The organism is Streptomyces odontotermitis (genome assembly GCF_050510915.1).
In the GTDB taxonomy this organism is placed as follows: Bacteria; Actinomycetota; Actinomycetes; order Streptomycetales; family Streptomycetaceae; genus Streptomyces.
This window is the reverse complement of the sequence record NZ_JBNJLS010000013.1, coordinates 13,813-27,844: the sequence shown is the minus strand read 5'-3', so window position 1 is coordinate 27,844 and position 14,032 is coordinate 13,813. Positions and strand designations below refer to the sequence as shown.

Below are 14,032 nucleotides of genomic sequence, written 5' to 3'. Positions count from 1 at the left end.
CATCGGGGTGTAGCGCAGCTTGGCAGCGCGCTTCGTTCGGGACGAAGAGGTCGTGGGTTCAAATCCCGCCACCCCGACAGCTGAAATAGCAGGTCAGGCCCGGTACTGAGAGATCAGTACCGGGCCTGATGTGCATTGGGGACCCATTTTCGGGAGCCGTCTGGGAGCCGGCTTCGAACGGCGGCGGCACACTCGTCGTGGCGCTGTTCGCCGTGGCCCGGTCCTGCGGTCTCGCGGTGACGGCGCCGACCGCGCTCGTGGCGGCCAGCGTGACGCTGCTGGGCCGGGGGCATCCGCTGCCCCCGCCGGTCGCGGACGAGGCGAGCAACGTGCTCGCCTCGGTGCTGGTCATCGCCGCAGCCGAGGCAGTGAAGCACTGGCGGCACGCGGTGGAGGTCCGGCGCAGGCTGCCGGCCGACCGGGCGGTGGCCCAGGAACATCGCCGCATCGCACGGGAGTTGCACGACATCGTCGCCCGCCACCTCACCACCATGCAGCTGTCGGGGCCCATCGCGCTGCGGGAGATGCGCCACCCGCTTGACGTGCTGCGGGCCGGCGACGAGCCGGAGGAGAAGGCGAGGAGAAGGCGCCGTCCGCGCCGCAACCCGGTGTCGGGAGCCTCGGACCGCTCGTCGGCGAGTCCCGGAGGGCCGGACTGCCCATCGACTTCACGGTCCGCGCAGAGGAACGTCCGCTGCCGCCGAGCACCGGCCTGGCGGTGTTCCGGATCGTCCAGGAGTCCCTCACCAACACCCGCAAGCACGCCGGCCGGGCCCAGGCGCGGGTGCGGCTGACGTACCATCCGGACCGGATCACCGTCGAGGTGTCCGACAGCGGCACGGCTGCACCGGGTACGGGCTGACCGGCATGCGCGAGCGCGTCGCGCTGCAGGGCGGCAGCACGGTGGCCGGCGGCCTCGACGGGGATGGCTTCCGGGGCACGGCCACCCTGCCGACGGCGCCGGTCGATGAGGAGGAGCAGCTCGGATGACGGGACCCGCGGAGCGGATCAGGGTACTGATCGCGGACGACCAGCCCCTCGTACGACGGGGGTTGGCCCTGATCCTGACCCCCGACCCGGCGATCGACGTGGTGGCCGAGGCGGAGGACGGGCAGCGGGCGGTCGAGCTCGCCCACCAGCACCGGCCCCACGTCGTGGTGATGGACATCCGGATGCCGGTTCTCGACGGGGTCCAGGCGACCGAGCGGCTCGCGCGGGAGCTGCCCGCATGCCGGGTCCTGGCGCTGAGCACCTTCGACATGGACGAGTACGTGGTCGCCGCCCTGCGCGCCGGCGCCTCCGGGTTCCTGCCCAAGGACGCCTCCCCGGAGGAGCTTGTGGCGGCTGTGCGCACTGTGCACAGCGGGGAGGCGGCTGTGGCGCCCCGCCTGCTCACCCGGCTGATCTCGGCCTATGTCACCGCGCCCCGCCGTCCGCGGCCGCCGTCGCCGTCGCCGTCGCCCGGCATGGGCGAGCTGACGCCCCGCGAGGTCGAGGTGTGGCACCTGCTGGCCACCGGTCTCGACAACGCCGAGATCGCGTCGGCGATGGGCATCAGCGCCTCCACGGTCAAGAACCACATCACCAGCATCTTCGCCAAGCTGGGTGTCCGCGACCGTGCCCAGGCGGTGATCTCGGCCTACGAGTCGGGCCTGGTCGAGGCCGGGTCGGCGAACTCGGTGGGCTGAACCTGACCGTCCTGGGCCGGCAGAGGACGGCCGCGCAGAGGACGGCCGCGCAGGGGGCCGGACCGAGGGGAGTCAGCGGCAGCGGGGAGTCAGCGGCAGCGGGCCGCATCCACCGTGGCCCTCCACACGCTGCCCGGCCGCGTCACTTGGGATCATGGTCACCGCGATGTTGGCGGAGCGGCCGTCATCGGTGGCTCCCCCGACTGGACACTGTCCGGCCTGCCGCCCGCGAACACCGCGGTCGGTGCCGGCGCCCGGCCGCCACGATGCCGGCGGGAGCGCGCGAAGCGACTGTGCGATTCATGCTCGTGAACGGAAGAACGCCTCTGCTGGATGGTGCCGGTGATGCCCGGCCTTCGCCAAGAGGAGCGTTCAGGGGCAGGGGACGTTCGTCCGCCCCCAGGACGAGCCCGGCCATGGGAGCGGACTCCCCGGGATAACCCCAGGCAGGACCGTGCTCCTGGCCGCCGTCGACCTCCCGGACGAGATTCGCAAGGAGCGTCAACTGCCCTGCATCCGGGCGCAGTCCATCCCTGTGACCACGGTTCACCGCGTCGCCTCAAGCTTCACGAGAGGTGCACGGGCCGGGTGGGTGCCGCGACCGCGGCACGGCACGCTCAGACTGCAAAGGAGCACGACATGGCAGTACGTCGACGAGTGCACACCGGGGTGGTGGGACTCGCCGCGGCGGCAGTGGCCGCTACCGCGTTCGCGTTCCCCGCACACGCGGCGCCCAGGAAGGGGCACGCGGCGACCCAGCGTGCGATGGACGCCATGGTGGCCGGCGGGGTCCCCGGGGTCACGGCCGCGGCAGTGGACAAAGGCCGTGCCTGGCAGGGGACTTCGGGGGTCGGCAACCTGAGGACCGGCACGCCGCGCGGCGCCGACGACCGGTTCCGGATGGGCAGTATCACCAAGACGTTCGTGGCGACCGTGCTGCTGCAGATGGAGGCCGAGGGCAGACTCGACCTCGACGACACCGTGGAGCACTGGCTCCCCGGCCTCGTACGGGGCAACGGCAACGACGGCCGCAGGATCACCGTGCGCCAACTCCTCAACCACACCAGCGGGCTCTTCAACTACACCAGCGACCCGGAGTTCGCGCACGACAACCTGCTGGAGGGCTTCCCCGCGCACCGTTACGACACCCACACGCCGCGGGAACTGATACGGGTGGCGCTGTCGCACAAGCCGGACTTCACACCCGGCACCAAGCACTCGTACTCCAACACCGGTTACATCCTGGCCGGGTTGATCATCGAGAAGGTCAGCGGCAACAGCTACCGGCACGAGATCCGTGAGCGCGTCATCAACCCGCTCGGCCTGCGGACCACCCGTCTCCCGGGCGCCGATCCCTTCCTGCCGAAGCCGAGCAGCCGGGCGTACTCGAAGCTGAGCAGAGACCCCGCCGCGACGAGGATCCACGACGTCACCGAGAACGACGCGTCCTGGGCCTGGGCGGCAGGTGAAGGCATCTCCACGACCGGCGACCTCAACCGGTTCTTCAGCGCCCTGATGGGCGGCAAGCTACTGCCCGAGAAGCAGCTGGCCGAGATGCAGACGACGGTGTCCACGCCCGGCGACCCCCTCTACTCCGGTTACGGCCTCGGGCTGTACAGCGTCAGGACGAGCTGCCACGCGAAGCTGTGGAGCCACAGCGGTGGCACTCCCGGATCCGAAACGGAGACTGTGACCACTCCGGACGGCCGTCACACCCTCACGTACAACCGCAATGGCGACTGGAGCCCGAGGGGCGACGTGGTCGACGCCGAGTTCTGCGGAGCGGTCGGCAAGGAAGGGCGGGGCGAGCGTCCGGCGCCGCGGCTGTGAAGTGCCGCCAGGACAAGTGAGGTGAGGCGCGGTACTCCGCTCCCAGGGAGGTTCTGGGAGCGGAGTACCGGGAAGGCGGAGGGTCTGGTCAGGGTCATCCCTGAGGGGTAACGGCGGTGGCCTCCAGCAGAGTTGATCTCGCCGCTGAGGCCCGTCACCCCCACTCCGGAGGAACCCTGATGCGTAAACGTCTCGCCCTGACCACCCTTGCCCTGGCCACCGCTGTCACCGCCGGTGTGGCGGCCCCTGCGAGCGCCGCCCGGCCGGGCCCTGTGCGACAGGGTCTCGAGACGCTGGTGGACTCGGATCACGCACCCGGCGCGCTGGCGAGTGTGCTGGACGGCGGGGGAAACTTCCGCACCTACACCGCGGGGGTGGGGAACCGGGACACGCACGCGAAGATGCCCCGCGACGCCCAGGTGCGGATCGGCAGCGTCACCAAGTCGTTCACCGCGGCGGTCGTGCTGCAACTGGTCGGCGAGGGCAAGATCAGCCTCGACAAGCCGGTCGACAAGTATCTGCCGGGACTCGTCCGGGGCGAGAGGATCGACGGGACCCGCATCACGGTGCGCCAACTCCTGCAGCACACCAGCGGACTGCCCGACTACGAAGACGACGTCACCAGCGACATCCTGGAGCGCCGCTACCTCTCACCCCGCGACGCCCTCGACATCGCCCTCAAGCACAAGGCCCTCTTCAAACCCGGCAAGAAGTGGTCGTACAGCAACACCAACTACCTGGTGGCCGGCCTGATCGTGGAGCGGGTCACCGGACGGCCCCTCGCTGAGCAGATCGACAAGCGCGTCATCCAGAAGCTGGGGCTGCGCCACACCTACGTCCCTGCCCCCGGCGAGACGACCATCCGGGAGCGCCACCCCCAGGGCTACCGCCCGGAGCCCACGGGCGCACCCGCGCGCAACGTCACCGAGATCGACCCCTCCGCGGCCTGGGCGGCGGGCGCGATCGTCTCCACCAACTCCGACCTCAACCGCTTCTTCTCCGCGCTGCTCAAGGATGACGGCAACCCTCTCCTCAAGAAGGCCCAGCGCAAGCAGATGCGCACCACCATCCCCATGCAGAAGGGGAACTCCCGCTACACCATGGGACTGGGGATCATGCACGTTCAGCAGTCGGACAAGTGCGCCTTCTGGGGCCACAGCGGCGGCATCCCCGGCTTCGGGACCTGGGCCGGGGCCACCGACGACGGCCGCGCCGCCAGCGTCACGATGAACCTTGAACCGAAGACCGGCGAAGCCGTGCAGCACCTTGAGGGGACCGTGGCGGCGGGCCTGTGCCCACGCTGAACCACGTCGCCTGACCGACAGGGACGTTCGCTCGCTCACTGCCCCTTCGAGTGCGGCTCCACGACCGGCTACACCGACCGCGAAGGCCCGCCAGCCAGGGCCGGAGAGGCTCGCAGAGCCGTGGACTGGTCCTCCAGCTGTCCGCGCCATTTTACGGAAATGCGCCAACTGCCTTGAAAACGACGGGAGATCGCCACCTTCCGGATCTTGGGACGGTAGGGTCCGTGCAGGATGCAACGGGTTCTGGCATGCCCTGGACCAGAAAGGCAAACGTGATATCAAGCTTCAAACCCTCACGTACCACCTGCGCGGTGACCGCGGTCATCGGGCTGCTGACCGCCCTGATCGCCGCAACGCTGGCGATGCCGGGGGCAGCCTCGGCGCAGGGAGGAGATCCGCCGGACCGGCCGGCGAACTGGAACATGCAAGGAGGCACGTACAAGTGGGCGGAGGCCGGTCGGCTTCTGAACACGCACAACGTCGTGGCGCTCCAGGAAGCTCCGCTGGACGCCAATGGCAGCCCGGCAAGCCTCCCTTTCGGCGCGCGGCGTCTGGCGCAGAACGAGCTCCCGCACCCTGGTGAGTTGAACGGTGGTCTGCCGAACGGCGTGGGGGCCTACGCCTACCGCCCGGACGGCACCTCGCGTGGCGCCGAGCGGTACTTGTACTACCTGCCCGTCGTGGGCAACGACGAGAACCCGCAGCGCATCACCCGGGCGCTCGCCTTCCTGACCACCCAGCCGGTGCAGGACGTGGCCGTCATCGCCAACCCCTATGACCCCTACCGGCTGCGGCCGCTCCTCGGGGTGAGGCCCGCGGGCAGCAACGTGATGCACTTCAGCATTCACGGCAGCGCCGGCCGCACCGGGGGCGGCCGCGGCTTCGATACGCCTCGACTGGTGTCCCTGGCTGCGGCGTACGCACATGACCACGGCTGGGACTGGGCCGTCCTGGGTGACTACAACCGGGAACCCGAAAGCTGGGACGGGGTACTTCCAAACGACTGGCACCCCCACGCCTCCGGCCAGGCCACGCACCAGAACGGCCGGGAACTCGATTACATGATCAGCAACCTCGACCCATGGGCCTGGAACGCCACGGTCCTGAACAACGGGAGCAGCGACCACTGGCCGGTGGCCTACGGCGCCCTGGCCGCCGGGGCCGACGTGCCGGCGGCGGACGAGATCCACGCCCCCAGCGCGGGCGCCGCGATGGTCCTCGACGCAGCGGGCGCGTCCACGGACAACGGGACCCAAATCATCACCTACGACGACGAGAACCGCCCCAACCAGCAGTTCCAGTTCGTCGAGCAGGACGGGCAGTGGATCGGCGGGCACCCCGTCCTGCGCATCCAGCTGGCAGGCACCAACCAGTGCATCGACCGCTCGGCCAAGCCCGTGGAAGAGGGCAACGGCAGTGCGTTCCTCCAGCTCCAGAGCTGCCACGGCCCGAACGAGAACCTCCAGGACAGCCAGAACTTCACCCAGCTGCCCGGCGATGTCTCCGGAGCCTTCCGGCTGCGCCATGCGGAGACCGGCAATTACGTCGATGTCCTGGGCGACGCGTTCGGCAGGCGTTCCCCTCTGGGCATCTGGCCCTACAAGTACAAGGCGGGGAACCAGAACCTCGGAGACTGGGACCGCGACGAGCTCTGACGTGCTGGACCGCCGGGCTCCCGGCGGCTGGGACGGATCCGTGCGTACGCCGGCGTCCAGAACGACAGTACGCGTTCTGACCTGGGAAAATGGGATCCGACGTGATTGCTGGAATACCAGCTCAGGCCCGGTACTGAGAGATCAGTACCGGGCCTGATGTGCTGCTGGGGGCATCAGGGTGCGGGCAGCTGGTAGGCGGCGAGGTCCACGGGGCCCGGGAGGCCGGTCGCGGGGTGGGCCGGTGAGGTTGCCGGGGCGGGCATGGCGGGCTGCGGGGCCGGGGCCGTGACCTCCTTGAAGGAGATGCCGGGTGGTGCCTCGATGGTGCGGGGGCTGCCCGGTACGGTCAGCGGCCGGTCCTGGCCGGGGCAGGTCGCTGCCGCGCGGGGCAGGGGGGCGGGGCTGGTCGGCGCCGCTCCGTTGCGCGCGAAGCAGTTGCCGCCGGTGCGGTGGGCCTCCAGGACCAGGGCCGTGTCGTGGCGGCCGATCGCGTTGCCGGTGATGCGGTTGGCCTTGACGGGATAGCCCTGGACGTCGCTGAGGACGAACGCGGCCACCCGGTGGCCCTCGACGCGGTTGCGCTCGAAGCGGTTGCGGGTGCCACCGCCGATGCCGACACCGATCCCGTATCCGCCCTCCGCCTGCTCGGGGCTGCGGTCGTCGTTGTTGTCCGTGATGGTGTTGCCGACCATGACGGCCTCGTGCTGCGGGCCGAGCGCCTCCAGGTTGTTGGAGTTGACCGTCATGCCCACGCGGTTGCGGCGCATCACGTTGCCGAGGAAGTACAAGTCGCGGGAGGCGTTGGTGACTTCGACGCCGATGGCGTTGTGCTCCAGCGTGTTGTGCCGCACCACCGTGTCGCAGGGGTCGCACTGGCCCACGTAGATGCCGGAGTCGGCCTGGCCGGATGCGTAGGAGTGCTCGATGACGCCGCTGCGGGAGTCGAAGGCGTAGATCCCGTACAGGGCGTTGTTGTACGCGGTGACGTACGAAGCCCGAAAGCCCTTCAGGGGCGGGAACTTGGCGGTGTCCAGCGGGTCGTAGCCGTTGCCGCCCGCGCCGGACCCCTGGAGGCTCTCGTCGGTCACGCCGGTGAACAGGACTCCGTTGGCGAGGTGGTTGCGCACCGTCAGGTTCTCCACCACCGATGACCTGCCCGTCACGGTGATGCCGTTGGACCGCTTGAACTCCCCGTCGATGACGGTCCGCGAGCGGTCGGTGCCGCGCAGCGTCACTCCGGGCCGCCGTACGGCCACGGCCTCCCGGTAGACCCCCGAAGAGACGAGCACCACGTCGCCTGATCGTGCGACATCAACTGCCTCCTGGATTGACGGGTATTGCCCCGGCACGCGCAGCACCGCGGGAGGGCCGCTCGGTCCGGGGCGGTCGTCGGAACCGGAGAGGCCACAGCCGGGCAGGGACGCGATCACCGCCGTGGCCAGTACGGCGGCGCCCACCCGGACGGATCGTCGCCAACGAGAGGGTGAGACATGACATTTCGCAATAACTGACTTCATGGCCCAAGGTGTACCGTCTTGCCTGCCTTTCCGGCCCCCATGGCGTGCACTCTGTGAGGAGTACCGGTGACCGCTCCACCGTCCCTGCCCCGTCGCTCCCTGTTCGCCGCCACGACCGTCGCCCTGGCGGGGGCGAGCGGCTGTGCGTCCCGTCCGACCGGCTCCGACGACGGGCGGCCTCAACTCCGGGTACAGACCGGCGTCTCGGAGGCACAGCCCCGTCATGTCCTGCTGGCCGCCTATGACGTACGTGTCGAGGGCGACGGGGAAGGGCGAGAGCCGGAGCGAGGGCGAGGGCGAGTGGTCGCGGATCGTGTGCGGCGTGCCCTGGCCGCGTGGTCGACGCAGCCGACGCGGCGGGTGACGCTGACGGTCGCCGCCGGACCGGGCCTCTACCGCAAGCTGGGCCTTCGCACCCCGGACCGCCTGCAGGACCTGCCCGCCTTCCCGGGGGACCGCCTCCAGGCGCGGCGCAGCGGCGGTGACCTCCTGGTCCAGCTGTGCGCGGACGACCCGCTGGCCTGCCGCAACACCGCCGCCCGGCTGACCGACCAGGCACGGGACGCCCTCGGCCTGCGCTGGCGGCAGAGCGGGTTCCTGCCGCCGCACGCCGCCCACGAGACCCCGCGCAACCTCTTCGGCTTCAAGGACGGCACCGAGAACCCTCCGCGGAGCGAACTGCCGCACTGGGTGTGGGACGGCAGCGGCGGCACCCACCTCGTCTACCGCCGCATCCACATGGACGTCGGCCGCTTCACGGCACTGCCCGAGGACCGGCAGGAAGACGTGATCGGGCGGCACCTCGCCAGCGGCGCACCGCTCGGTGCCCGCACCGAACGCGACGCCGTCGACCTGTACGCCAAGACGCCCCAGGGCCGCTATGTGATCCCCGCCGACGCCCATGTCCGCCTGGCGCACTCACGGTTGGACGGCGGGGCCCGGATGCTCCGGCGCGGCTACTCCTACGACGACGGGGGCGACGACAAAGGGCTGCTCTTCATCGCGTACATGCGGGATCCTGCGCTCTTCGTCCGGGTCCAGCAGCGGCTGGCCGCCGAGGACGCCATGAGCGCCTTCACCGAGCACCGGGCCTCGGCCGTCGGCTATGTCCTGCCCGCGCCCGGGCCGGGCGAGAACCTGGGCGACCGGCTGGCCTGACCCGGACCCGGTGCTGCCGCCGCCCGACGACCTCTGGTGCCCCGAAGCGGCGTTCGTCATCGCCCTCGCGCTGACGATCGGCGAAGCGCTGATCGCCAACGGCGCGTCCGAGTGACGGGCAAAGGCCAGTTGCAGGGCCGCCGGCGCCCCCTTCCCGAGACCGTGCCGCGGCTGGTCGAAGGCTCATGAACGCGTTCCAGGAGCGGGTCGCGCGCGGGCCTCAGGGGGTCGTGGACTCGAAGCGGAGGTCTTCGGCCGCGATGCCGAAGTCCGCCGAAGTCCGCCGAGGCGACACGCGCCACCGTGTCGTAGGGCAGATTGACCGCCGCGGCACGGACACCCTGCCACTCGGCCTCCGCGGCTACGGAGGGCAGGAAGGGAGCGAGCCGCAGCACAACTCGCCCCGAAGGAGGTGGACGCGACGGCCGGGGCCCGGTCCCCACGCACAGGAGAGCGGCGGCCCCTCACCGGGCGTCGTCCGCGTCGTGTCGGCTCCGGTCCCTCCCCACGTGGGGACCGGCACCGATACGTCGCGGACGACGCCCGCCCCATGCCGTATCGGCGTATCGGCATGGAATGGGGGATTTCCGGATCTGCAGTGATTGCCGATGATCCGGATGGGAGGGGAGGCAAAAGTCTGTTGACATCACGTGCCGACACCGTCGCAACTCGAGCGGAATTCAGACTCAGAATCATGCGGTGTCTTGAGTCGCCGCTCCGAGTACCGAGCTGGTGACCTGCCAGGACGCCGCGTAGTTGGCTCGCTACTGCGTCGTGATCCTGCCAGCTACGGCTTACCCGGGGGAGATTGGGGCGGCATCCGGAGTCCTTAACCGCAGGTCAGCCGTATAAAGTGAGTTTTCCGGTCCGGATGTTCAAGGGCAGCGGAGGGAAGGGGGTGGACGCCTTGAGTTCCGACTCAGGGGCACGCACAGCCTTCGCGGAACGCCTCGCACTGCTGTACTCGGAAGCCGGTAACCCTCCTCTCAAGCGCGTCTCCGATTCCGTCGTACGACTGCAGCGGGTCGATGAAAAAGGGCGGCCCGTAAGGGTGTCCGCACAGCGCATCAGTGACTGGCGGCGGGCCAAGAATGTGCCTGCCCAATTCACCGCTCTCGCAGCCGTTCTGCACATCCTGATACCCGAAGCGCGGCGCGAGCGGCCCGCGCCGGTCTCCGCCGGGCTGTACGACATGGCTCAGTGGCAGCGGCTGTGGGAGCACGCGGTGTCCGGGGCCGTCGCGGAGGACGAGGAGTCGCGGGGCGTCGTCGAGGAACCTGCTGTTTCGGGTGTGTGCCCGTACCGGGGGCTCGCCTCGTACCGGCAGCAGGACGCCCAGTGGTTCTTCGGGCGGGAGCGGAGCACGGACTCGCTCGTCGCCCAGCTCCGTGCGGCGCAGACCTCGGGCGGCGGGCTCGTCATGCTCGTGGGTGCCTCGGGGGCCGGGAAGTCCTCCCTGCTCAACGCCGGGCTGGTGCCTGCCCTGGAGAGGGGGGTGCTGGGGGACGAGGGCGAAGGGAGCGAAGGGGGAGAAGGGGAAGAAGGAGGAGAAGGGGGTGAAGGGGGTGGTGTGCGGCAGTTCGTGCCGGGGAGTGATCCTGTCGGGGAGTTGGTCCGGCAGATACCTGAGCTTGCCCGGCTCGTTCCTGAGGGGCCCGAGAGTGGTCCTGTCGTTCTCGACGGGCGGCCCGTCGTCATCGTCGATCAGTTCGAGGAGACCTTCACCCTCTGCTCGGACGAGGCGGAGCGGCGTACCTTCATTCGGCTTCTGCATGCCCTGAGCTCGCCCGCCGACGGTGGTGAGCGGGCTGCCGCCGTCGTCGTTCTCGGGGTCCGCGCCGACTTCTACGAGGAGTGCCTGGCCTATCCCGAGCTGGCCGACGCGCTGCAGCACCGGCACATGGTGCTCGGGCCGCTGACCGCCGCGGAGTTGCGCAAGGCCGTGACGGGGCCGGCCAAGGCCGTGGGGCTCGAACTGGAACCGGGGCTCGCGGAGTTGATCGTGCGGGAGGTGAGCACGGACGGGCCCCGTGGGGCCCATGACACGGGGGTGCTGCCCCTGCTGTCGCATGCGCTGCTCGCCACCTGGCAGCGGCGGAAGACCGGAAGGCTGACGCTGGCCGGGTACCGGGCCGCCGGGGGGATCCAGGGGGCGGTGGCGGCGACCGCGGAGCGGGCCTGGTCCAGTCTCGACCCGGCGGCGCGCACGGCCGCGCGGCTGCTGCTGCTCCGGCTCGTACGGCTGGGAGAGGACACCCAGGCCACGCGGCGGCGGGGGACGCGGCGGCAGTTGGCGGACGAGTCGACGGATCCGGGCAAGACCGAGGAGTCGCTCGAAGCGCTGGTGCGCGCCCGTCTGGTGACGCTCGACGCGGAGACCGTGGAGATCACGCACGAGGCGCTGCTGCACGCCTGGCCGCGGCTGCGGGACTGGATCGACGAGGGCAGGAACGACCATCTGCTGCGGCAGCGGCTCGAAGAGGACGGGCGTGCCTGGGAGGACTCCGAGCGGGATGCGGCGCTGCTGTACCGGGGGTCGCGGCTCGAACAGGCGCGGGACTGGGCGAAGTCGGCCGGAGACACCTTCCTGACGCGGAGCGCGGTGGACTTCCTGGCCGCCTCGGCCCGGCTGCGCCGCCGTACCGTGTGGATACGCCGTGCCGCCGTCTCCGCGCTGCTCGTGCTGGCCATGGTGGCGGTCAGCGCCGCGGTGATCGCCTGGCGGCAGCGGGACGACGCGGTGTTCCAGCAGGTGGTCGCCGAGGCCGATCGTGCGCAGTTCACCGATCCGTCGCTCTCCGCCCAACTCGACCTTGTGGCGCATGATCTGAGGTCGGACGACGAAGGGGTGCGGAACCGGCTCGTCTCCATCGTGAACGCGCCGCTGGCGACGCCGCTCGTCGGGCACACCGGCGCCGTCTACCTCACCTCGTTCAGCCCGGACGGCAAGACCCTCGCCACCGCCAGCTACGACCGGACCGTGCGGCTGTGGGACGTCCGGGACTCCCGGCATCCGCGTGCGCTGGGCAAGCCCCTGACCGGGCACACGAGTTGGGTCAGCAGCGCGGTCTTCAGCCCGGACGGCGACACCCTCGCGAGCACCGGGGACGACGGGACGGTGCGGCTGTGGGACGTCCGCGATCCCCGGCGTCCGCGGGCGCTCGGCGGGCCGGTGGCCGGGCACGGCGGGACGATCTATCTGCTCGCGTTCAGCCCGGACGGGCGCACGCTGGCCGCCGCCGCCGACGACCACAAGGTGCACCTGTGGGACATGGCGGACCCGCGGCGGCCGAAGGCCCTCGGCTCCCTGACCGGGCACGACGCCGCCGTGCGCTCCGTGGCGTTCAGCGCCGACGGGCGCACCCTCGCGGCGGGCGGCGACGACGGCTCCATCAGGCTGTGGGACATGGCCGATCCCCGGCGCCCCCGGCGCATCGGCACCGTCCTGACCGGGCACGCCGGCACGGTGCACTCCGTGGCCTTCAACCCCGACGGGCGCACCCTCGCGAGCGGCGGCGTGGACGACACCGTACGGCTGTGGGACGTCTCGGACCCGCAGCACGCGAAGTCGCTCGGGGCACCGCTCACCGGCCACACCGGGCCCGTCTGGTCGGTGGCGTTCAACCCCGACGGGTCCATGCTCGCGGCCGCCAGCGCGGACAGCACGGCGAGCCTGTGGAACGTGAGCGACCCGGCGCACCCCTCGCAGGTCGGGGAGCCGCTCGCGGGCAGCAGCGGGGAGATGTACGCCCTCGGCTTCAGCCCGGACGGGAAGCGGCTCGCCACCGGGACCGGCGACAGCAAGGTCCGGCTGTGGTCGATACCGACCTCGGACATGCTCGGCAGGACCGGTGCGTTCCGGCCGGACGGGAAGGTGCTCGCGACGGCCGCGCGGGACGACAAGGTGCGGCTGTGGAACGTCCAGCGCCCCAAGAGTCCGACGGCGCTGAGCAAACCCTTCAAGCCGAGTGAGGGGGACGTGCGTTCGCTGGTGTTCTCCCCCGACGGGCGGACCCTCGCGGTGCTGACCGGAAGCAGCGCCGTGCAGCTGTGGGACGTCTCCGACCCGAGCCGGCCCGTCGCCCACGGACCGGCCACGACCCTGCGCACCCGCTTCACCGGCCCCCAGGCGCTGGCCTTCAGCCCGGACGGGCGCACGCTCGCGACGGCGCGGACCGACCGCACCGTTCAGCTGTGGGACGTCGCCGCGCCGTCCCGGCCCCGCCCGCTCGGGGCGCCGCTCACCGGCCACAAGGGATACGTCAACTCCCTCGCCTTCAGCCCGGACGGCGACGCTCTCGCCAGTGGCAGCGCGGACGGCACGATCCGGCTCTGGAACGTCGCCGACCGCCACCACGCCGTGCGCCTCGGCGCGCCGCTCACCAGCCATCTGGGACCGGTCAACACGCTGGCGTACAGCCCGGACGGGCACACCCTGGCCAGCGGCAGCGACGACGGCACGGTGCGGCTCTGGGAGATCGCCGGCTCCGGGCGGGCGACGCGCCTCGACTCCCCGCTCACCGGCCACACCGACGCGGTGGTGTCGCTGACGTTCAGCCGGGACAGCCGGACGCTCGCGAGCGGCGGCAACGACAACACGGTCCGCCTGTGGGACGTCGCGCGGCCCTCCGACCCCGAACCCATCGGCCAGTCGATGAGCCCCAACGCCAAGACCGGCAGCTTCCTGTCCTTCAGCCCGCAGACCGACATGCTCGGGGTGTCGAGCGGCGCGGACACCGTACGGCTGTGGAACCTGGACGCCGACGAGGCGATCCAGCGGATCTGCGCGACCACGCGGGGCGTGCTGACGCCGGAGAAGTGGGACGAGTACCTGCCCCGCCTCTCGTACGAGCCGCCGTGCGGCGAGAAATGACCACAAC

At 70.9% G+C, this 14,032-nt stretch carries 9 protein-coding genes and 1 tRNA gene; 9 read left to right on the top strand and 1 reads right to left on the bottom strand.

The window, feature by feature from the left end; all coding sequences use genetic code 11:
• Positions 1-3: 3 nt before the first annotated feature.
• From ACQB60_RS29880 to ACQB60_RS29850, 7 genes are all read left to right on the top strand, one after another.
• Positions 4-77: transfer RNA gene (locus ACQB60_RS29880), tRNA-Pro, on the top strand.
• Between the two features lie 120 nt (positions 78-197).
• A complete protein-coding gene (locus ACQB60_RS29875; RefSeq protein WP_496929216.1) occupies positions 198-794 on the top strand; it encodes a hypothetical protein in 597 nt (198 codons plus the stop codon).
• A gap of 73 nt (positions 795-867) precedes the next feature.
• On the top strand, positions 868-990 hold the full coding sequence (locus tag ACQB60_RS29870) for a hypothetical protein (RefSeq protein ID WP_496929215.1): 123 nt from the start codon (positions 868-870) through the stop codon (positions 988-990).
• Positions 987-1,688 carry a response regulator transcription factor gene (locus ACQB60_RS29865; protein WP_496929214.1) on the top strand — a complete coding sequence of 234 codons (702 nt, stop codon included), beginning with the start codon at positions 987-989 and terminating at the stop codon, positions 1,686-1,688. The genes ACQB60_RS29870 and ACQB60_RS29865 overlap by 4 nt, the downstream gene beginning before the upstream one ends.
• A 639-nt stretch (positions 1,689-2,327) precedes the next feature.
• Positions 2,328-3,518 carry a serine hydrolase domain-containing protein gene (locus ACQB60_RS29860; RefSeq protein ID WP_496929213.1) on the top strand — a complete coding sequence of 397 codons (1,191 nt, stop codon included), beginning with the start codon at positions 2,328-2,330 and terminating at the stop codon, positions 3,516-3,518.
• A gap of 179 nt (positions 3,519-3,697) precedes the next feature.
• Positions 3,698-4,822: a serine hydrolase domain-containing protein gene (locus tag ACQB60_RS29855; protein WP_496929212.1), complete on the top strand. Its 1,125-nt coding sequence runs from the start codon at positions 3,698-3,700 to the stop codon at positions 4,820-4,822.
• A gap of 311 nt (positions 4,823-5,133) precedes the next feature.
• On the top strand, positions 5,134-6,477 hold the full coding sequence (locus tag ACQB60_RS29850) for a hypothetical protein (protein ID WP_496929211.1): 1,344 nt from the start codon (positions 5,134-5,136) through the stop codon (positions 6,475-6,477).
• A 173-nt stretch (positions 6,478-6,650) separates the two neighbouring features.
• On the opposite strand, the gene ACQB60_RS29845 is transcribed toward ACQB60_RS29850, so the two are convergent.
• On the bottom strand, positions 6,651-7,769 hold the full coding sequence (locus ACQB60_RS29845; protein WP_496929210.1) for a right-handed parallel beta-helix repeat-containing protein: 1,119 nt from the start codon (positions 7,767-7,769) through the stop codon (positions 6,651-6,653).
• Positions 7,770-8,060: 291 nt separating this feature from the next.
• On the opposite strand from ACQB60_RS29845, the gene ACQB60_RS29840 reads away from it, so the two are divergent.
• Together ACQB60_RS29840 and ACQB60_RS29835 are read left to right on the top strand one after the other, a co-directional pair.
• Positions 8,061-9,152 (top strand): Dyp-type peroxidase, encoded by a 1,092-nt coding sequence (locus ACQB60_RS29840; RefSeq protein WP_496929209.1) that lies wholly within the window; start codon positions 8,061-8,063, stop codon positions 9,150-9,152.
• Positions 9,153-10,050: 898 nt separating this feature from the next.
• Complete coding sequence (locus tag ACQB60_RS29835; protein WP_496929208.1) at positions 10,051-14,025, top strand: nSTAND1 domain-containing NTPase; 3,975 nt, start codon at positions 10,051-10,053, stop codon at positions 14,023-14,025.
• Positions 14,026-14,032 lie beyond the last annotated feature (7 nt).